The sequence below is a fragment of the Acetobacter sp. AAB5 genome (assembly GCF_050106715.1).
GTDB classification, from domain to species: Bacteria; Pseudomonadota; Alphaproteobacteria; order Acetobacterales; family Acetobacteraceae; genus Acetobacter; species Acetobacter oryzifermentans.
In genome coordinates, this window is the sequence record NZ_JBNIEW010000001.1 from 128484 (window position 1) to 148944 (window position 20461).

Annotated in this window: 20 protein-coding genes; 7 read left to right on the plus strand and 13 right to left on the minus strand. The window is 53.8% G+C overall.

Annotated elements, in window-relative coordinates; translation table 11 throughout:
• Position 1: 1 nt before the first annotated feature.
• Together fabF and mltG are read left to right on the plus strand one after the other, a co-directional pair.
• Positions 2-1312: a beta-ketoacyl-ACP synthase II gene (fabF, locus tag ACP7IZ_RS00615; RefSeq protein WP_006115244.1), complete on the plus strand. Its 1311-nt coding sequence runs from the start codon at positions 2-4 to the stop codon at positions 1310-1312.
• Complete coding sequence (gene mltG / locus ACP7IZ_RS00620; protein WP_426847435.1) at positions 1302-2336, plus strand: endolytic transglycosylase MltG; 1035 nt, start codon at positions 1302-1304, stop codon at positions 2334-2336. Before fabF ends, mltG begins: the two co-directional genes overlap by 11 nt.
• Positions 2337-2389: 53 nt before the next feature.
• On the opposite strand, the gene ACP7IZ_RS00625 is transcribed toward mltG, so the two are convergent.
• The 12 genes from ACP7IZ_RS00625 to ACP7IZ_RS00680 form a co-directional block, all read right to left on the minus strand.
• A complete protein-coding gene (locus tag ACP7IZ_RS00625) occupies positions 2390-3235 on the minus strand; it encodes a lipid-binding SYLF domain-containing protein (protein ID WP_426847436.1) in 846 nt (281 codons plus the stop codon).
• A 91-nt stretch (positions 3236-3326) separates the two neighbouring features.
• Positions 3327-4154, minus strand: a complete 828-nt coding sequence (locus ACP7IZ_RS00630; RefSeq protein ID WP_426847437.1) for an inositol monophosphatase family protein — start codon at positions 4152-4154, stop codon at positions 3327-3329.
• Between the two features lie 93 nt (positions 4155-4247).
• Complete coding sequence (locus ACP7IZ_RS00635; protein ID WP_426847438.1) at positions 4248-5171, minus strand: lysophospholipid acyltransferase family protein; 924 nt, start codon at positions 5169-5171, stop codon at positions 4248-4250.
• The gene (gene lpxK / locus ACP7IZ_RS00640) at positions 5168-6163 is read right to left on the minus strand and encodes a tetraacyldisaccharide 4'-kinase (RefSeq protein WP_426847439.1); all 996 of its coding nucleotides are present in this window, start codon (positions 6161-6163) and stop codon (positions 5168-5170) included. Before lpxK ends, ACP7IZ_RS00635 begins: the two co-directional genes overlap by 4 nt.
• Positions 6157-8181: a glycosyltransferase N-terminal domain-containing protein gene (locus tag ACP7IZ_RS00645; RefSeq protein WP_426847440.1), complete on the minus strand. Its 2025-nt coding sequence runs from the start codon at positions 8179-8181 to the stop codon at positions 6157-6159. The genes lpxK and ACP7IZ_RS00645 overlap by 7 nt, the downstream gene beginning before the upstream one ends.
• A 15-nt stretch (positions 8182-8196) precedes the next feature.
• Positions 8197-8685 carry a DUF934 domain-containing protein gene (locus ACP7IZ_RS00650; RefSeq protein WP_426847441.1) on the minus strand — a complete coding sequence of 163 codons (489 nt, stop codon included), beginning with the start codon at positions 8683-8685 and terminating at the stop codon, positions 8197-8199.
• Positions 8672-10363, minus strand: coding sequence for a nitrite/sulfite reductase (locus ACP7IZ_RS00655; RefSeq protein WP_426847442.1), 1692 nt, complete (start codon positions 10361-10363; stop codon positions 8672-8674). The genes ACP7IZ_RS00650 and ACP7IZ_RS00655 overlap by 14 nt, the downstream gene beginning before the upstream one ends.
• Before the next feature lie 33 nt (positions 10364-10396).
• Positions 10397-10738, minus strand: coding sequence for a DUF2849 domain-containing protein (locus tag ACP7IZ_RS00660; RefSeq protein ID WP_426847443.1), 342 nt, complete (start codon positions 10736-10738; stop codon positions 10397-10399).
• Positions 10739-10931: 193 nt separating this feature from the next.
• The gene (gene cysC, locus ACP7IZ_RS00665) at positions 10932-12812 is read right to left on the minus strand and encodes an adenylyl-sulfate kinase (protein ID WP_426847444.1); all 1881 of its coding nucleotides are present in this window, start codon (positions 12810-12812) and stop codon (positions 10932-10934) included.
• Between the two features lie 28 nt (positions 12813-12840).
• A complete protein-coding gene (gene cysD, locus ACP7IZ_RS00670; protein WP_003628792.1) occupies positions 12841-13635 on the minus strand; it encodes a sulfate adenylyltransferase subunit CysD in 795 nt (264 codons plus the stop codon).
• Between the two features lie 64 nt (positions 13636-13699).
• Positions 13700-14464 carry a phosphoadenylyl-sulfate reductase gene (locus tag ACP7IZ_RS00675; RefSeq protein ID WP_426847445.1) on the minus strand — a complete coding sequence of 255 codons (765 nt, stop codon included), beginning with the start codon at positions 14462-14464 and terminating at the stop codon, positions 13700-13702.
• Positions 14465-14786: 322 nt separating this feature from the next.
• Positions 14787-15062, minus strand: coding sequence for a putative hemolysin (locus ACP7IZ_RS00680; RefSeq protein WP_426847446.1), 276 nt, complete (start codon positions 15060-15062; stop codon positions 14787-14789).
• Between the two features lie 169 nt (positions 15063-15231).
• Between ACP7IZ_RS00680 and bioB the strand changes: the two genes are divergently transcribed.
• The 4 genes from bioB to ACP7IZ_RS00700 are packed head-to-tail and all read left to right on the plus strand — an operon-like array spanning position 15232 to position 18180.
• Positions 15232-16242 carry a biotin synthase BioB gene (gene bioB, locus ACP7IZ_RS00685; RefSeq protein ID WP_035351428.1) on the plus strand — a complete coding sequence of 337 codons (1011 nt, stop codon included), beginning with the start codon at positions 15232-15234 and terminating at the stop codon, positions 16240-16242.
• 3 nt (positions 16243-16245) lie between these two features.
• Positions 16246-16896, plus strand: coding sequence for a 7-carboxy-7-deazaguanine synthase (gene queE, locus ACP7IZ_RS00690; RefSeq protein WP_426847448.1), 651 nt, complete (start codon positions 16246-16248; stop codon positions 16894-16896).
• A 2-nt stretch (positions 16897-16898) separates the two neighbouring features.
• Positions 16899-17639: a 7-cyano-7-deazaguanine synthase QueC gene (gene queC, locus ACP7IZ_RS00695; protein WP_426847449.1), complete on the plus strand. Its 741-nt coding sequence runs from the start codon at positions 16899-16901 to the stop codon at positions 17637-17639.
• Positions 17632-18180: a 6-pyruvoyl trahydropterin synthase family protein gene (locus ACP7IZ_RS00700; protein WP_426847450.1), complete on the plus strand. Its 549-nt coding sequence runs from the start codon at positions 17632-17634 to the stop codon at positions 18178-18180. Before queC ends, ACP7IZ_RS00700 begins: the two co-directional genes overlap by 8 nt.
• A 48-nt stretch (positions 18181-18228) precedes the next feature.
• On the opposite strand, the gene ACP7IZ_RS00705 is transcribed toward ACP7IZ_RS00700, so the two are convergent.
• Positions 18229-19728 (minus strand): malate:quinone oxidoreductase, encoded by a 1500-nt coding sequence (locus ACP7IZ_RS00705; protein WP_426847451.1) that lies wholly within the window; start codon positions 19726-19728, stop codon positions 18229-18231.
• A 288-nt stretch (positions 19729-20016) separates the two neighbouring features.
• Between ACP7IZ_RS00705 and ACP7IZ_RS00710 the strand changes: the two genes are divergently transcribed.
• Positions 20017-20451 carry an OsmC family protein gene (locus tag ACP7IZ_RS00710; protein ID WP_426847452.1) on the plus strand — a complete coding sequence of 145 codons (435 nt, stop codon included), beginning with the start codon at positions 20017-20019 and terminating at the stop codon, positions 20449-20451.
• Positions 20452-20461 lie beyond the last annotated feature (10 nt).

Sequence of the window (20461 nt, forward strand, 5' to 3'; positions counted from 1 at the left end):
CGTGCAGAACAGGGAGCGGGCTGGTTTGTTGCAGTCGGCCGGAGTAAATTCTGGACGGAGACGGGTAGTCGTCACCGGAATGGGCATCGTCGGACCTCTGGGTCTGGGCGTTGAAAACGTATGGTCACGTCTGATTGCAGGCGAAAGCGGGATTGGTAGAATCACGCAGTTCGACCCAAGCGATCTGCCGGCCCATGTGGCTGGGGAAGTGCCGGAAGGGCCGACCGCAGAAGGAAAGCTTACACTTTCCGAGTGGATTTCCCCCAAAGACCAGCGCAAAATGGACCGCTTCATTCACATGGGGTTGGTGGCAGCAACGGAAGCGGTAGAGGATTCCGGTTGGAAACCCGAAACCGAAGAAGATAAATGCCGCACCGGTGTAATGATTGGCTCTGGCATTGGTGGTCTTCAAACCATCTATGATGCCTCCATTACCGTGCATGAAGGTCGGGCGCGGCGTCTTTCGCCGTTCTTTATCCCGTCCGCTCTCATCAATCTGGTTTCTGGCCATGTTTCCATCAAATATGGTTTTCAGGGGCCAAATCATTCAGTTGTTACGGCTTGCGCTACCGGCGTGCATGCCATTGGTGATGCCGCGCGCATTATCATGTTTGGCGATGCCGACGTAATGGTAGCAGGTGGTGCAGAAGCAACCGTTTGCCCGTTGGGCATTGCTGGCTTCTGCTCAGCCCGTGCGCTATCTACCGGCTTTAATGACACCCCCGGAAAAGCCTCCCGCCCATGGGATAAAGACCGTGATGGTTTTGTAATGGGTGAAGGTTCCGGCGTTGTGGTGCTGGAAGAATATGAACACGCCAAAGCCCGTGGCGCCAAAATTTATGGCGAAATTATCGGCTATGGCATGTCTGGTGATGCATACCACATTACCGCACCGGCAGAAGGCCATTACGGGGCATACCGTGCCATGCGCGCTGCACTGAAAAGTGCAGACCTCACCCCGGCAGACATCAACTACGTTAACGCCCACGGCACCTCCACCATGGCGGATGACCTTGAGCTGGAAGCGGTTGAACGCCTGTTTGGTGATGATGCCCGTAAGCTGGCCATGTCTTCCACCAAATCTGCCACAGGCCATTTGCTTGGCGCGGCTGGTGCAGTAGAAGCCATTTTCTCCATTCTGGCTATTCGGGACAACGTGGCACCGCCTACGCTGAACCTGGATAACCCATCGCGTGAAAGCGTGATTGACCGCATTGCCCATACAGCGCAGCAGCGGGAAATCAACGTGGCTCTTTCTAACAGCTTTGGATTTGGCGGCACAAATGCCAGCCTGATTGTGCGTGGCGTCTAAACCAAAAAGAAAGCCTGCAAAACAGCCTACCAAAAAAGGTCGTGCTGCCCTGAAATGGCTAGGGGGCCTGTTTCTTCTTTCTGCATTAGCAGGGGGAGGAACAGGTTTTTTTGCATGGTATAGCTATATAAAACCGGGGCTTTTGCCAGAAGCTACGGATGTTGTTGTGCCACACGGTGGCTACGCCAGCACCTTAAGTGCGCTGCAACAGGCGCAGGTGCTGCCATCTGGCTGGTTCACAGATAAGCTGTTTGTCACGGCCATTTCTCTTACACGTAAAAGCGGCCAGCTACACGCGGCAGAACTGCATTTTCCGCAGCATGTTTCCATGCAGGATGTGCTGTTTATTCTGCGGCATGGTAAACCTGTTTTACATAAGCTGACCATTCCTGAAGGACTTTCTGCCCGTCAAATTCAGGCCGTTATTGCCTCTGCTCCTTTTTTAGAGGGTGAAACACCCTTGCCCGCAGAAGGCAGCACATTACCGCAAACCTATAATTACCTGCGGAATAGTGAGCGTACGGATATTGTAAAGCGCGCACAAAACGCCATGCAAACGGCGCTAGATACTGTCTGGCAAAAGCATGATCCAGCCCTTGATGGCATGATACCATCTCCACAGGTTCTGCTTGTTCTGGCATCCCTGATAGAAAAAGAAACAGCCTTACCTGCAGAAAGGCCCATGGTTGCACGTGTTTTTCTAAACCGCTTGCAAAAGGGCATGAAACTGCAAACAGATCCAACCGTGATTTATGCCATAACACATGGCAACCCACCGTTGGGCCGCGCACTTACGCGCACAGATCTTGCTACGCCAGACGCATATAATACGTATGTTGTTACGGGGTTGCCTCCCGGGCCTATCTGCTCACCCGGCATGTCCGCATTAGAAGCGGCAGCACATCCTGCCAGTGGGGATGCGCTTTTCTTTGTAGCCAATGGCAATGGTGGGCATAATTTTTCCACCACTCTGGCTGAACATAATCGGAATGTTTCTGCTTTTCGGCAGCATAATACGCATTAAGCGCTTTCCATCCCATAAGGGCAGAAAGCGCTTAATTTTTAACCTAAAAAAACTTATCTAGACGGGCTTAGGCTTTCCTGCTTGATGCCACCGCCACCAGATGCCCCAACGGTATCTGCGGCAAGAGCATCTGCATCGCTCTGAGAAACCGTGTTGCTGTTAGAGACACGTGAGGAAGTGGAAGACGCACCCGTGCTTTTTGCCATAGCGGCGTAACGCATCAGAACACTCCGCAGGGGGTCTGCATCCGGGTTGTTCACACGCATGCTTACAACAATATCTTCCGGACCAATGCTCTGCTTGTAGTATTCCCGATTGGCATCACTGTTCACGGTCAGTTTGCTGCCTCCTAAGGAAGCACCAGCAAACACGCCCTGAGATTTCTGGGCAATCAGAATATCTGTATTGCGCGCGCCAGCATTTCCCTTGGCAACTGCCGTGCTCATGCTGGCAAAAGAAGCGCCTGCATTAGAAGAAAACTGGAACTGGCTATCCAGCAGAGCCTGCAAGCCGCGATCTGTCATGACAAAGAAAACGATCTCGGAACTCTGCACCCCAAATTGCAAACCGAATGATGCGGTGCTGAGGGTGTAAAATGCCGGATCAGACCACGAGCCGCGCGCATCACGCGCCAGCAGCAGGCAGCCACCATGCGCGCCGCCAAATGCAATAGACATGCGGAACATATCTGGGCACACCATGACAGCACGCGCTTTAGCCAGATTGGTTACCATCGGGCTTTGGCTGGTTGCGCCCACAAAAACATCCTGTACGCTCAGGGCTGCCTTATCAACCAGTGCCTGCGGCTTATCAGCCGCCTGAGCCGGCGCTGCAACACATAGAGAAAACGCTGCAGCCAAAGCCAAAGAAGCAGAAGAAAGATGAGTAACCAGACGCATGCCGGAATTCTCCACAATAAGCCGGTAAATATGATCTGCTAGAAAGCACGCTTTTGTGGCCGCAGAAAGGCCCTGCGTGCATGTTTTTCATTTATGCCAGCGGAATGGACACGGCCTCGGAAAGAGCCTGCGCAATATGCGGGTTTGCCGCCATAATTGTAGCTGGCCCTGTCAGCCCGCCTTCCTGCAGAAAAGGTGAAACTCGTGCGCCAGCTTCTGCCAGCAAGGGCAGGGCGGCAGCCACATCCCACAGGTTAATAACGATTTCAATATAGCCATCCAGCCGCCCGCTTGCCACGTCAGCCAGCGCCAGCGCACCACATCCGCCCGAACGCGGCATGGTGCCCATTGCCATAATGGCATCCATTTTTTCCATGAACACAGGTTTGGGCACTCTGTTGCTCCAACCCATTTCAATCATGGAACTGGCGGGGTCCTTCACCGGGGAAGCCTGAATGCGCTTGCCATTCAAAAATGCGCCATATCCACGCAGGGCAGTATAAACTTCGCCCAAAGCAGGGGCATCAATCACACCTGCAACGGGTTCATCCCCATCCAGCAAGCCGAGAGAAATACACCACCGGCAGCGGCCGCGTGCATAGTTGGATGTGCCATCTATAGGGTCCACCACCCAGCGCAGGCTGCCTGTGCGTGCCACGCCGCCTTCTTCCCCCTGAAAGCCATCATCGGGGAAAAGCGCTTTCATGCGGTTGGCAATAAAGGCTTCCACTGCGCCATCTGTTTCTGTCAGCCAGTCCTGTGCAGATTTTTGCGATGCCTGCGGCCCACCCGGTGGCGGACGCATAGCCATGGCCATCTGTGCGGCATCATGCACCACAGCCCGCGCGGCTTCCAAACGTGTGGCAAGGGCAGGGCTGGGTGAAGACATATTGCTGTAACTCCAGATAAAATAAGGCATTAAAGGCTGAGCGCATCATACGCCTTTACGTGCAGCAAGACGAGCGCGCAGGCCTGCATTCAGCCTATGCCTTGCATGCACATGCCCAAAAAACTAGGCCTTGCGCTTATAAAGTTCCTTGGGCCAACGCCGGTGTAACCACAGCCAGCTTTCTGGCTTGCGCCTTATCCATGTTTCAAGGCGATCATTAATCATCTGCGCTAATATGTGTAGGTCCTGCTTGCGGTCTCCCGTATCTGGCAGGTCCAACGGTGGCTCAACCACAATACGCAACCGGGCTGGGCCAAGGCGTTCTACATAGCCGGGAATAACCGGGCAGCGATAACGCAGCGCCATAGCGGCAAGGGCAGGGGCTGTCATAGCGGGGCGGCCGAAGAATGAGACCTCGATGCCATCATTCATTTTCTGGTCAACCAGCATACCCAGCCTGCCGCCCTTGGAGACGTAGGAAAGCGCCTCCCGCGCGCCTTTGGCGCCTTTGGCAAATAGCGGCACAGGCGTGTTGCCCATGGCTTTATCACGCAAACGGCGGATCATGCCATCTATTAGCGGGTTGCCTGCTGCGCGGTAAAAGGAGGCAAAAGGCGTGCCATGCCGTGCAACACCGGGGGGCAGCATTTCCCAATTTCCGATATGGCCAGACACAAACAGAACAGATCCACCTTTGCGGGCCTGTTCTTCCAGATATTCTGCACCCTGAACCTCAAAACCGGGGCCAGAGCGCGTGTTTTCCTGCAAGGCCGCTATATGAGGCAATTCCCCAACCGTGCGGCCCAGATTTTCCCACACACCATGCACAATCTGGCGGCGCTGTTGAGGGTTTAGCTCTGGCATAGCCAATTCCAGATTGCGATATGCCACCCCAGAAACCGGCAGTTTAGGGCCAATAAAACGGCAGACACGCCCGGCAACATTGGAAGCGGTAGAAGGGCCAAGCCATGTAAGAAACTTTAGCAGACCACTTGCTAAAAGAGCTTCTGCCTGCATCAAAGAGGCAGTAAGGGCTTTGCTGCTCATCCTGCTGATCCATTCAAAAACTGGTCCAGCAAGGCCTCAGGCGCGGCTGGGTTCTGCCACACCAGATCCACCCCTACGGTAATTACTTTCTGACGGAAATATTCAGGCAAACGCACGGCATCCTTGGGGGTTGTCACCAAACACGCCTGCAGAGAAACAGCCATATCTGCCAGACGCTTTAAATCCTTTTGTTTATAAAAATAATGATCAGGAAAGGCTACGGCCTGCGCTAATGTGACATTGCAGTTTTTAAGCCCTTCAAAAAATTTTTCTGGCCGCCCCAGCCCCGCAAACGCTACGCAACGCTGCCCTTGTAACGCGCTGACAGTATCGGACTGTTGAAGCTCTGCCTGCATAACATGTGGTGCCACTTGCCCAAACCGCGCCAGAAATCCTGTTTTATCTGGCCCGATCAAAACTGTGGCCTGTGCACGCGCAAAAGCCTGTGCTGGCTGCTCTCTTAACGGACCGGCGGGCAATACGTAACCATTGCCCAAGCCTACGCCACCATCCACCACCAGCAAGGACAGATTTTTGTGGAGGGATGGATTTTGAAACCCATCATCCATCAACAAGCAATCTGCGCCATTAGCCACAGCCATATGGGCAGAAGCCGCACGATCTGCGCCAACCCATACAGGGCAAAGCTGTGCCAGCAGCAAGGGTTCATCCCCCACGTCCTGCGCGGTGTGTTGTGCCGGGTTTACTTGTGTGGTTGTGCGTAGGCGTCCGCCGTATCCTCGCGTGAGAATGTGGGGCTTTTTACCACGGCGGAGCAGGCGGGCAGCTAAATCCAATACAACTGTGGTTTTGCCTGCGCCACCTACAGAAATATTCCCGCAGCACAGCACGGGCACCGGGGCAGTCCAGCCCTGCTGGCGCTGCTTGCGTGCCGTTATTGCCGCTACAATACCCGCAAATGGAGATAACAGGAGCGGCCTTATTTTTGCAGAAGGCTGGCTCCAAAATGCGGGCGGGCGCAGCTTTACCATATTTGCGCTAGAATATGCTTGGCCAGACGTTCTGGCAGATCTGCGTTGGCTGTAGCAATGTGCTGCACATTCTCGGCCAGTTGTTGCCGCTTGGAAGGGTTTGCGAACATGTCCCGCGCCCATACAGCCAGTTCCTGCGCGTTGCTTACAATCGTAACGCCTGCCGCCATGTGCTGAAAGGCATCTGTAAAGTTCTGCACCAATGGGCCAGATGCAATCGCACATCCCAGCCGAGCAGGCTCGAACGGATTATGCCCACCGCCGCCGCCCAGCACGCCGGGCAGGCTGTTGCCAATAAACACGCAAGGCGCCAAACGGAAAAACAGCCCTAACTCACCCAACGTATCGCACACCCAAAGCAGATCATCTTCTGTCGGAATCTGGCCAGCCCCACGGCGTGGCACATACCCCAGCATTACGCTTAAATCTGCCCCACGCTCTGGGTGGCGTGGAATAACCAGCACCAACACATCTGGATAATCACGCCGGATAAGCTTGGCTGCCTGCGCAATCTGCTGCTCCTCACCCGGATGCGTGGAAACCGCCGCAAAAATTCTGCGGCCTGCCAAACGTTCTTTCAGGTGTGCCAGTTCGGCTTTATCTACTGGCAAGGGCGGGGCGGCTGTTTTTAGGTCTCCCGTTTCAAGCAGCTTGGTGGCACCCAGTTGTTGCAGCCGCTGTGCATCTTCATCAGAGCGGGCAGAAACCCACGCAAAACGCTCCAACATGCGCCGCGCCACACGCCCCATACGCTGCCATCCTTTAAAGGAAGATGCAGACATGCGGCCATTAACCAGCACGACAGGAACATTACGCGTATGGCATAGCCCCAACATGTTGGGCCACAATTCGCTTTCTGTAAAAACAGCGGCTTTTGGCTGCCAGTAATCTAAAAAGCGTTTACCCCAACGCGGCACATCCAGGGGCATAAACTGGTGTACAACGCGCGGATTTACAACGCGCTGCGCCAATAAACGTGCAGCCGTTACCGTGCCTGTTGTGACCAATACCTGAAGATCAGCTTTTTGCGCCAAACACGCAGCAACAAGCGGCAGGATGGAAACGGTTTCTCCCACACTGGCGGCATGGAACCAAACCAGATTTCCGCCACCCCGAGGCTGTGAAGGAAAACCCATTTTTTCCCGCACACGGGCTGGAATTTCTTTTCCTTTGGTTTGTCGCCATCTCAGAAAAAAGGGCAAAGCGGGGGAAAGAACAGAGGCTGCCACCTGCCACACGCGCGAAGGCATAAGAGAAAGTGGGCTAAGGGCTACTTTTTCTTGCGAATAACCTGCGGGAGAAGACATGCTGGAAGGCTGTTGCGCTAGGTGCATCATATTATCCAGCGCATGTTCCAACTGTTGGGTAAACGTTTCGCCGCTGCTGCTTTCTTCCTGATTATGCCGCCGCATATCTATGGGTGGAGCGCATGCCATAGTGCCATGACCAAAAGGCAGCGGAAAAATCATCCGATCCCATGTTTTCAGCCGTATGCCCGTACATGTTGCACCCACCAGCACAATGGGTTTGCCCGCCAGCTTGGCAAGAGCCAGCGTGCCCTGCTGTGCCTGTCTGCGCGGGCCACGCGGCCCATCCGGCGTGATGGCAACAAGGGTGGCATTGCGCAAGCTTGCACGCATCCGCCTAAGCGCCGCAGCACCACCTTTGTTTTTTCCCTTGGAATCTGATGATCCGGCAATGGACCAGATACGCCACGGGGCCACCACATCTGCAATCATGCGGCCATCACGGTTGCGGCTTATCAGCACACGCAGGCGGATATGAGGGTTCTGAGGCTCGGCCCACCACCATAAAGCAGGCGTAAGGGGCAGCACTTCGTGCCAGAAAGCCACAACTGCCGTTTGCCCATTCTGGCTGGTTAACAGCGGCCACGCCTGTTCGTTTACCCGAAACGTCCAGCGCGTGGTTTTAAGTGCAAACCCCAAGTACTGGCGTAAACTCCATACGCCAGCCTTGCGGGCTAATATTTTACAGTCTGTTTTCAGGGCGCGCAGCATAATCACGCAGCCTGATTAGGAGAGAAATCTCCTGAACGCAAAACCTTCCGGCTTTTCGGTCAACACAGAAGGCTGATAGGCGATGGTAAAGCGATGATGTGCTTTTTCCCACACATCAAGTTTGCTGCCTTCAGGAATAACCACCTGATCAACCCCGCAACGCAGCAAAAACTCGTATTGATCGGGCAGGAAATGCCCAGTTACACGGATTTTGCCCGCATAGTGCAGATGTTCGCGCAGGGTACGTGCCTGCGTGAATGCCCGACCATCCCGGAAAATGGGGAATGTGAGGCACACAACATCAAGCCGGGGCAGGGCGGTTTTAAGGTTTTCCACCTGCTCATCTTGTTTGAGCAAAACGCCCAAACGCCCATTGCCATTACGGCCCAGCCCTTCAGCCAAACGCGCCAACGGCACCAGCACATCACCTTCCGGCAAAGGCTGATCATCCTGTGCAATCAGCCATGTGTCTTCAATAATCTGGCCGTTTTCAAACAGGGGCATAAGCTGCATCCTTGAAGGGGGCTGTGCCAAGGCGGCGGCACGTATCAATAAACCGTTCTCCGGCATCACGCTGGGCCAGATATGTATCTATGATGCGCGCCACGGCATCAACCGTTTCATCTTCAGAAAGTGCAGAACCCAGAATCTGCCCAACAGAGGCATCTTCCATCGCGCTGCCGCCCAGAGTGATCTGGAACGCTTCCTCACCCCGTTTATCAACACCCAGAATACCAATATGGCCTGCATGATGATGCCCGCAGGCATTGATGCAGCCAGAGATATTCAGCCGTAGGCTACCAATTTCCTGCTGGAGTGTGGCATCGCCAAAGCGTTCGCTCAGCTTTTGCGCAATGGGAATGGAACGGGCATTAGCCAGCGCGCAATAATCCAGACCGGGGCAGGCAATAATGTCTGTCACCATCTCGATATTGGCCGTGCCCAGCCCATTTGCTTTAAGGATCTGCCACAGCTCATGCAGCGCATCCTGCCGCACATGCCCTAACACCACGTTTTGCAAATGCGTAATGCGCAGTTCACCAAAGCTGTATTTATCCGCCAGGTCAGCAAGCAGATCCATCTGGGCGGATGTAACATCTCCCGGAATACCGCCAACCGGCTTGCAGGAGATGGTAACGCATGCATAGCCCGGCTGTTTGTGGGCATGCGTGTTGGTGCGCACCCATGTATCAAATACCGCATCTGCTTTTTGTTGAGCAGCCAGCGCATCAGCCGCGCCATTTTCTGACTGAAACTCCGGCGTGCCAAAGCGGGCCTGAATGGCTGCAACAATTTCTGGTGGCAGGCGATAGCGCGCCCGATCCATAGCTGCAAATTCTGCGTTCACCTTAGCCAGAAAAGCTTCTGCGCCCAAAGCCTGCACCAGTATTTTAATACGGGCTTTGTACATGTTATCGCGCCGCCCGTATTCATTATAAACACGCAGCACGGCTTCCAGATAGGCAATCAGATCTTCTTCTGGCAGGTCATCTCGCAGCTTTACACCCACAATAGGGGTACGGCCCAAGCCACCACCAACATACACTTCAAACACGGCACGGCCATTTTCACCCTTGCGGGCCAGCAGGCCGATATCATGAAAGCGCGCGGCAACACGATCTTGCTTGCTGCCGGAAATGGCAATCTTGAACTTACGTGGCAGAAACGTAAATTCCGGGTGCAGGGTGGACCACTGACGCAGAATTTCAGCATGCACGCGCGGGTCCAGAACCTCATCCGCCGCAGCACCAGCAAACTGGTCTGATGTAACGTTACGAATGCAGTTACCGCTTGTTTGAATGGCGTGCATTTCTGCATCGGCCAGCACGTTCAGAATATCTGGCGTATCTTCCAGCTTGATCCAGTTGAACTGGATATTCTGCCGCGTTGTAAAGTGCCCGTAATCCCGGTCATACGTTCGGGCGATATGTGCCAAAGCGCGCATCTGGGAAGAACTGAGCGTGCCATACGGAATGGCCACACGCAGCATATAAGCATGCAACTGAAGGTACAGGCCGTTCATTAACCGCAGGGGTTTGAACTCTTCTTCGGTCAGCTCCCCAGCGATACGGCGCTGAACCTGATCCCGAAACTGCTCAACACGCTGCTTAAGAAACGTACGATCAACATCATCATACGCGTAACGGCCAACCGGAAGGGCAGGCTGGGTGGAATAAGACATGGCTTTAACTGTGTCCGTCTTGCTCTGCTGGTATCAGGCGCTGGCGTGTTGCGCAGCCTGCCATGCAGGTGTGAATTCGGCATGAACGCTTGGCCCAAGGGCACGAATACGCTCCCGCGTGGTTATGGGCAGCAGGCCAGACGATGTTTGCGCGACCTGCACACCATACACCCCAACCACTTCATCCGCAGCCGCTTTTGCGTTCTGGCGGGCCAGAATCTGTTCCATTTCCGCATTGGGGAAAGGGTGCGCATGCTGGATAAAAAGCTGCCATTTGCCTTGCGCATCCAACCACACAATGCGCCCATCAAGCAGACGGTTGGCTGTTACAACGCTCAGCCCTTGTTCATCCCGCCGATTATTTCTCCGATCCAACGCTTAATCCCTTTCTGCCCCCGTGTGCAGGTTGAGAATTACACAACAGATGCGAGAATATCAATATACCACGAATCAACAACGTATCTTGAAGCACCCCCGGCACCTCAAAATACACATATGCTTTTAACAACCACCTACAAGGGGAAATAAGGCGGGTATTTTACACCCGCCTTATCAAGCCAGAGCGCAATCAGGACTGCGCGCGCGCACCCGCTTTGTTACGCACGGTATCTTCCACAAAAGTCACCAGCGTTTTGGTGGCAGCCTCTACACTATCCTTACCTGTTATCAGGTGCAGGGCAGGTTTGGCAGGGGCTTCATACGGGGCATCAATACCCGTAAAGCCACTGATTTTTCCTGCACGTGCTGCGGCATACAGCCCCTTGGGGTCACGCTGTTCACAGGTGCCCAGATCAGCATCTACAAACACTTCCTCAAACCCATCGCCAATAATCTGGCGGGCCAGATCACGATCGGAACGCAGAGGAGAGATCAAGGCCACAATAACAACCTGACCAGCATCACGCAGCAGGCGGGCTACTTCCGCGGCACGGCGTACGTTTTCGGTCCGGTCTGCTTCAGAGAAGCCCAGATCCTTGCACAGACCAGCGCGCAGTGTATCACCATCCAGCACTGTTACATCCACACCATCTGCAAACAGACGGGTTTCTGCCGCACGGGCCAGCGTGCTTTTGCCAGAGCCAGACAGGCCAGTCAGCCAGAACACAGAGCCTTTATGGCCTTTGGCGCGTTCACGGTCCTGCACGGTAACGGTGCTGGCGCTTGGATGAATAACCTTTTCACCATCTGCAATATTGGCTGGGCCAATAATGGGTGCACCACCCACAATACGCTGCTGGCGGTCAACCAACACACCACGGCCATCCGTTGTGCCAGGTGTGAACGGGTCAAACTGAATGTTTTCTGCCGCAGACAGCACAATTTCTGCAAAGCCTTCGGGCGGAACTTCCGTGCCGGGATGTTCTGTCAGATCATCCAGATCCACCACTTTATCAATGGCGGTAACGGTAACGGCGTGTTCTGCCGTAGCCAGACGCAGGCGGAAATGCTCACCCACACGCAGCGGCTCCTGACGCAACCAGAACAGACGCACCCGCACGCGGGAAGCTTCCATTGGACGTGCATCAGCATGATGCAGCAGATCCCCACGATCAGGAATCACGTCTGGTTCCAGCGTGACTGCGATGGACTGCCCAGCAGAGGCAGAAACATGCGGCGCTGTATGCCAGCTTTCAATCGATGCAATGCGGGCAGGGGTTTTCTGCGTGCCGATAATAACGGTATCGCCCACGCGCACCCGGCCACGCTCAACACGGCCCGCCACATAACGGGTGTTATCAAAACGGTACACATCCTGCACAGGCAGGCGAAGCGCCAGCTCGGAGCGGGAAGCGGGTGAGGGCACGCTGGCCAGAGCTTCTGTTAGCGTGGGGCCTTTATACCACGGAGAGCGTTCTGAGCGGCTGGCAATGTTATCACCATCACGCGCAGAAGCTGGAACAAACAGGGCGGCTTCCAGCCCCAACTTGTTCAGCAGTTCCGTTACGGATTTTTCGACCGCCTCAACCTTAGCCTGATCGAAATCAAGCAGATCCACTTTGTTCAGCAGCACAATAACGTGGCGAATACCGATAAGGTGCAGCAGCATGGCATGGCGGCGTGTCTGTTCACGCGCACCTTCCTGTGCATCCACCACCAGTACTGCGGCTTCTGCATCGGCGGCACCTGTAATCATGTTGCGCAGGAACTGGCGGTGTCCTGGTGCATCCACAATCACAAATTCGCGCTGCCCCAAGCGGAACGGAATACGGGTGGAATCAACAGTTACGCCCTGATCGCGTTCGATCTGAAGGGAGTCCAGCAGGAAGCTCCACTCAATCTTCAGGCCGCGCTTTTTGGACGATTCAATAATCTGGGCAACCTTGCCATCCTGAAGGCTGTCCGTATCGTGCAGCAAACGCCCGATGAGGGTGGATTTGCCGTGGTCAACATGCCCCACAATCACGATTGGCGTGGCGGCATCCTGAGATGAATAAATTTTTTCGCTCATGATATTTTATTTCCAGTCCACGCCGTAATCAGAGGTAACCCGCCACACGCAGGCGTTCAAAAGCATCTTCGGATTCATGATCCATTGCGCGGCCTGCGCGTTCAGATGTTTTGGTTGTTTCCAGCTCTTCAATCACTTCCGCCAAGGTGGAAGCATTGCTTTCTACCGGGAAGGTGATGTCTGAATCACCCAAGGAACGATAGCGCTTGCCATTTTTGGAAAAATACAGATCAACCAGCGGAATGCCTTCACGCTCGATATAACGCCAGATATCAATTTCACGCCAAGCCAGCAGCGGATGCACACGAATATGCATGCCTTCTTCGTGCGGGGTTGCGTACTGATCCCAGAATTCGGGCGGCTGATTGCGGATGTCCCACTTATGGCTGGCACCACGGGGGCTGAAAACACGTTCCTTGGCGCGCGTTCCCTGCTCATCACGGCGGATACCGGCAATAACGCCCTGTAACTTATGCTTTTCGATCATAGCGGCAAGGCCTGCTGTTTTACGCGCAGCAGAACGGGCGGCAGGCGGAAGGGAGGGGTCCATATCCTCTACCGGTGGGCACTCACCCAACAGCAGATTGAGATCCCACTTTTTGGCGTATTCATCCCGAAATTTGTACATTTCCGGGAACTTCTTGCCGGTATCAACATGCATGACAGGGAAGGGAACCCGGCCCAGAAACGCCTTTTTGGCCAGCCAGACCATAACATTGGAATCTTTACCCAAAGACCACAGCATGGCCAGAGGTTTGAGCTTTCTGTAGGCTTCTCTCAGAATAAAAACGCTCTGAGCTTCGAGTTGATCAAGATGATCCATGTTTCCGTTTCCGTAACCCTGTGTATGACACAATGTGGCTGAGGGTAAAATCAGCCAGAACCCGTTAGTGTTTAATGTGGATACCGCATTCGGTTTTGTTCAACCCGGCCCAACGTCCGGCCCGTGCATCCTGATCACCATTGACTGGTTGCGTGCATGGGGCGCAGCCGATGGAAAGATAGCCTTCCGCCACCAACGGGTGAGGAGGCAGCCCCCGGCGCTGCATTTCCTGCGTGATGTCTTCCGCACTCCAAAATGCAAGAGGGTTCAGCCGCAGCTGCCCATCTTCTCGTAATTCCACAATTTCCAGCGTAGATCTTGTGGCAGCCTGCCCACGTTTACGCCCGGTAACCAGTGCCTCATAGGGCAGAGAAGCCACTTTTAGGGGTTCTACCTTACGCAAGGCGCAGCAGGCATCGGGGTCAAACGCCCACAATTCTCCCGTAGGGTCCCGATTTTCAACCTGCTGGGGCTGTGGCGCAATGTCCTGAACGTTGGAAAGATGCAGAAAATCCGCTAAATTCCGCCGATATTCAAGGGTTTGTGGAAAGTGTTTTCCGGTATTCAGAAACAGCACTTTCATGGCCGGATCAGCCTCTGCCACCATTGCCAGAAGCAACGCAGATTCCGCCCCAAAAGAGGAGAGGACAGCCAACCTGTCACCCAAAAGCTCACTTGCCTTGCGCAGCAGAAGAACAGGGTTCTCCTGCATGGGCACAAGCTGCTTTGCTATGGTTGCTGTATCATCAGAAAGAGCAGTCACTACACACAAACCCGTATGACAGAAAATGTAATTAACGACGTGATACAGATATAATAAGGAACTCACAACCCAAAATTCAACGCCGCAAGGGTCGCATTCCCCAATTAACCATCATAATGAATAGTTATATACGCGATCCCTCATGCATTCATGTTTTATAGTCCATTTTGTTGGCATAATATATCTTATACAATTTATGGCCGTTTGAAAAATATCCCGACCCATCAATCACATCAGCGCCACGTCCTTTCACACGCTCATTCTGGCGCCCTAAAACCCTAAAATCGATCCACCCTACCGCCTAAAACGCTCAAAATGCCCGATGCAAAGCCCCCTCACGGGTTAAAACGCCCTGCATCAGGCCAAAATTCATGTTCGATCGATCACATTACTTTTTAGGCATCGGATTGTCCCTACGGAACAGTTCCCATTCTTCCATCACGCTGCCGTCTGGCAGATGGCAGTAGCTGATCTGCCCCTTGTCTGTGCTTTCGGTGCTCAGCGTGCCACCTTTTTTAATACAATAGACTGCGGCCGGATTAGGCATCCGCAACGGCCGCACAGCACGGTTGGCATTTTCTTCATGTTGATCATGGCAGCCACCCAGAAGACCGGTGATTGCTACAGCAAGGATCGCGCCGGAAACGCCTTTTTTTGCAGACATTTTGTTCTCCTTCATTCCAGCCGCATCATGACAAGCTGAATTATAAACATTTAGTATGGCGTATAGCCCTGAATATGTCTTTAACAAGCAACGTGAAAACTGGCCTTGCGTCGATAAAAAGGCTATAAATCACTTTCCTTCTCTATAAATCTGGTTCGGTTTGCACTCCATGCCTGATGGTTCTTCCCCGCTCGCTCACTCTTCTGTCTCATCCTCTTCGGAAGTCCGCCATGATTGGACGGTCGCAGAAGTTCAGGCCTTGCTTGACCTGCCGTTTCCTGAACTGATGTTCAGGGCGCAAACGCTGCATCGTGCTACGTTTGATCCCACGGAAATCCAGATTTCCACGCTGCTTTCCATTAAAACCGGCGGCTGCCCGGAAGATTGCGCCTACTGCCCCCAAAGCGCCAAGCATGAACAAGGCGTAAAGGCAGACAAGTTGATGGCAGTGGAAGCCGTATTAACCGAGGCAAAAAAAGCCAAGGCCGCTGGTGCCAGCCGTTTTTGCATGGGGGCAGCGTGGCGCTCTCCCAAGGAGCGCGATCTGGATACCGTTTGCGCCATGATTGAAGGCGTAAAGCAGCTTGGCATGGAAACCTGCGTAACACTGGGTATGCTGGATAACACGCAAGCCCACAAACTACATGATGCCGGGCTGGATTACTACAACCATAATCTGGATACTTCGCCAGAATATTATGGAGAAATCATCAGCACCCGCACCTATCAGGAACGGCTGGATACACTTTCCAACGTGCGAGACGCGGGCATTAATGTGTGCTGTGGCGGCATTGTGGGCTTGGGTGAAAATGAAACAGACCGTGCGGGCCTGATTACAGCACTTGCCACCCTGCCCGCACACCCTGAAAGCGTGCCGATCAATCTGTTGGTCAAAGTGGAAGGCACGCCGCTGGCCAAAGCGGATGAAGTGGAACCGCTTGATTTTGTGCGCATGATTGCCGCCGCCCGCATTACCATGCCCAAAAGCCGTGTACGCCTGGCCGCTGGCCGCGAAAACATGAGTGATGAAACGCAAGCTCTCTGCTTTTTGGCCGGTGCCAACTCTATTTTCTATGGTGAACGCCTGTTGACCACCCCTAACCCACAAGCCACGCGTGACAGAGCTTTGCTGGATAAGCTTGGCATGCACACAACAGGCATTGGCCTGCCTTCTGCATAATTCATGACGTATTCGGTTAAAGAAATTTTCCTTACCCTTCAGGGTGAAGGCGGACAAGCGGGCCGCGCGGCGGTTTTCTGCCGCTTTACGGGCTGCAACCTATGGTCTGGGCGGGAGGAAGATCGGGCTACAGCCACCTGTCAGTTTTGCGATACCGATTTTATCGGCACGGATGGCATAAACGGTGGCAAGTTTGAAAACGCAGCAGATCTGGCAGCAACCATTGCCAGTTTCTGGCCACAGCCCACGCAGGATGTAAAAGCAACTGGCCAAAAACTGGTTGTTTTTACGGGGGGTGAACCCCTGCTCCAGCTTGATACTGCCCTGATAAATGCTATGCACGCCCAAGGCTTTACCATTGCGGTGGAAAGCAATGGCACAGTAGCTGCCCCAAAAGGCATAGACTGGTTGTGCATTAGCCCCAAAGCTGGGGCTGAACTGGTGCAAAAAGCAGGAACCGAGCTAAAACTCGTATTCCCTCAGCCGGGCATTGACCCAGCCACTTTGGAAAATCTTGATTTCCAACATTTCTGGCTTCAGCCTATGGATGGCCCACAGCAGGCAGCCAACACGCAGGCTGCTATTGAATACTGTCTGGAACACCCTTTATGGGGGCTTTCGCTCCAGACCCACAAGCTTATCGGAATACCTTAATCATGCCTCTTCCTGCCCGTGATAAACAGGAATCTGCCCTCGTTCTTTTCTCTGGTGGCCAAGATTCCGCAACCTGTCTGGCATGGGCGCTGGAACGCTATGGGCGCGTAGAAACGCTGGGGTTTGATTACGGCCAACGCCATGCGGTTGAACTGGAATGCCGTGCCAGTATTCGCCAAGGACTTGCCAATCAGAATCCCGCATGGGCAAGCCGCTTGGGGGATGACCACCCCCTGCCCTTGCACGCACTGGGCGAGGTTTCCGAAACGTCCTTAACGCGAGATGCTGAAATCAGCATGGCGGAAAATGGCCTGCCCAATACGTTTGTACCAGGCCGGAACCTTATTTTTCTAACTTTTGCGGCTGCTCTGGCTGCACGGCGCGGCATTAAGCACATTGTTACAGGTGTGTGCGAAACCGATTATTCGGGATACCCGGATTGCCGGGATGATACCATCAAGGCTCTACAGGTTGCGCTCAACCTTGGTATGGAATCCCGCTACGTTCTGCACACACCTTTGATGTGGCTAGATAAAGCCGAGACATGGGAACTGGCAGAAGAACTGGGCGGACATCCGCTTGTTGAGCTTATTAATAAAGAAAGCCACACCTGTTATTTAGGAGAGCGCGGCACATTGCATGCATGGGGGCATGGATGCGGCACCTGCCCTGCTTGTCAGTTGCGTAAATCTGGGTGGGATGACTACGTAGCCCATAAAAAAGGCGCACAGACTCATGCCTGATCTTGTTTTTACCCGCCGTTTTTCTATGGGGCATCGGCTCATTCATGGTGCGAGCGAAAGCTGCGCCCTGCCCCACGGCCATAATGAGTTTGTGACTGTACGCCTTAAACCCACATCTTTTGCGCCGCTGGATGGCAAAAGCAATATGCCGGTATCCTTCCAGAAAGCCAAAAGCACGTGGCATCGCTTTGTGGATGAAAAGCTGGATCATGCCTTGCAGCTTGCAGAAGATGATCCGCTGCTGGCATGGTTTCAAACCAACGAGCCCGCCCGTGCGGCCCGCATTGTCATTACGCCGGGAGACCCCACCACAGAATTAATGGTCTGCCTACTTATGGCCAAGGTAAACGCCTTTCTGGCAGCAGAAGGCGGCGTTTTGTGGTGTTCTGAACTGAGTATTCAGGAAACACCCACAAATACGGTCTCTTTTTCTGGCAATCCGGCGGAGTTTATCCCTACCCCACGCCCGCCAGAAAATTGTTGGTGGAACCGGGCGGATATGAGCATATCCGACACCGATAGCCCGGTTACCTTTATCTAATAAAACGCAACAAGAGCCTGCCTTATAACAAGCAGGCTCTCTGCGATATCAGGCTTCCTTCAACCCCAGAACGCTGGTGGTTTTATCAAATAGCTGTGCACACAGTGCCGGATTATCTGCCAGTTTCTGGCCGTAAGATGGGATAATCTGCTTCAGCTTGCCTTCCCACTCTGGCAGCTTGCTGGCAAAGCACTTCTTCAGCACTGTCAGCATAATTGGGGCTGCGGTAGATGCCCCCGGAGAAGCCCCCAGAAGAGCGGCCACAGATCCATCTGCACTGGAAATAACTTCCGTACCAAATTGCAGAACACCACCTTTTTTGGCGTCTTTCTTGATAATCTGCACACGCTGGCCCGCCACAACCAGTTCCCAATCCTTGGCTTGGGCATCGGGAATAAAGTCACGCAGCGCCTTGATCCGATCATTATGAGACTGCATGACCTGTTCGATCAGATACTTGGTGAGCGGCCAGTTATCACGAGCTACCGCCAGCATGGCGCTGATATTGCCCGCCCGAATGGAACGCGGCAGATCCATCAGAGAACCATTTTTCAGGAACCGGGTGGAAAAGCCCGCATATGGGCCAAACAGCAGTGCTGGTGTGCCGTCTATCATGCGTGTATCCAAATGCGGAACAGACATGGGCGGCGCGCCAACAGAAGCCTTGCCGTAAATTTTGGCATGGTGCTGAGCAATAAGATCCGGGTTGGTGCAGCGCAGGAACTGGCCGCTTACCGGAAAACCGCCAACACCGCGAGATTCCGGAATACCCGTTTTCTGCAACAGTGGCAGGGCTCCGCCACCCCCGCCAATAAAGACAAACCGCGCCTTAACCTCACGCTCGGTATTCAGGCGCGTATCCTGCACCTTGATAATCCAGCGGCCATCTGAACCCCGGCGAATATCATGCACATCATGCTTTGTATGCAGTGTGCAAGCCGGGGTGCTCACCAGATAGGTAAACAGTAAGCGCGTTAATGCACCAAAGTTTACATCCGTGCCACGCAGGCTGCGGGTAACGGCCAAATTCTGCCCTGCAGGGCGGTTACGCATAATGAGCGGTGCCCACTGCGCAATCTGCGCCTGATCCTGCGTAAACTCCATGCCGGAAAACAGCGGATGCGCACTCAGCGCCTTGTAACGCGCTTGCAGGAAGGACACGTTTTTATCCCCCCATACAAAGCTCATATGCGGCACGGGGGTTAGGAAATCTCGCGCAGAAGCCAGAATGTTCTGCTCAACCAGATATGTCCAGAACTGGCGAGAAACCTGAAACTGCTCGTTTACGTTAATGGCTTTGCTAATATCAACGCTGCCATCGGCCTGCTGTGGTGTGTAATTTAATTCACACAAGGCGGAATGGCCTGTGCCGGCATTATTCCAGGCGTTGGAGCTTTCTTCCGCCACGCTATCCAGGCGTTCAAAAATACTGATGCTCCACTCCGGCTGAAGCTGCCGCAGCAGGGTTCCCAGCGTGGCGCTCATGACGCCCCCACCGATCAGGACGACATCAACAGAAGAAGCGGTATCGGTCGTGGTGGAACTCATCGTGGTCTCCGCATTGTCAGCCGTATTTGCCTTTTGCACCTTACATGCTGGCAGGGCTGGATCCATACCTGCACATGCCCCCAACTTCTTTTGCATGCAAGAAAGAAGTATGCGCGCGCGGCAGGCCTTTTAACTGGAAAGCATTATAGGCACATCGTTGCGCTCTCGCCTGCTCATCTCTGCGAGAGCATGGCAGCTTTTCCTGAACCATTCCCCCAGAAAGGCGTTTGGGCTGCTAACCGTTAGAATGGTTTTCTAGCATGCACACATAAATGGAAGGGTTTTTACATGAGCATTATCAAATACGGCACAGCCCATTGGGAAGGCACTATTAAGGAAGGCAAAGGCACAATTTCTACCGAAAGTGGCGCCTTAAAAGATCAACCTTACGGCTTTAACACCCGGTTTGAAGGCAAACCCGGCTCCAACCCAGAAGAGCTTTTGGGTGCTGCCCATGCAGCCTGCTTTTCCATGGCTTTTTCGCTTATTTTGGGTGAAGCAGGCCTTACCGCCTCTGCCATTGATACGCGGGCAGATGTCAGCCTAGATAAAAAGGATGGCGGGTTTGAAATAGATAAAGTTAACCTCACCCTTAAGGCGCGTATTCCGGGGGCTACGGCTGATCAGTTTGAAAAACTGGCCACAAAAGCCAAGGAAGGTTGCCCGGTTTCCAAACTGTTCAAAGGGGCCTCCATTACCTTGGAAGCCACTTTGCTGGACTAAAGGTAAGGTG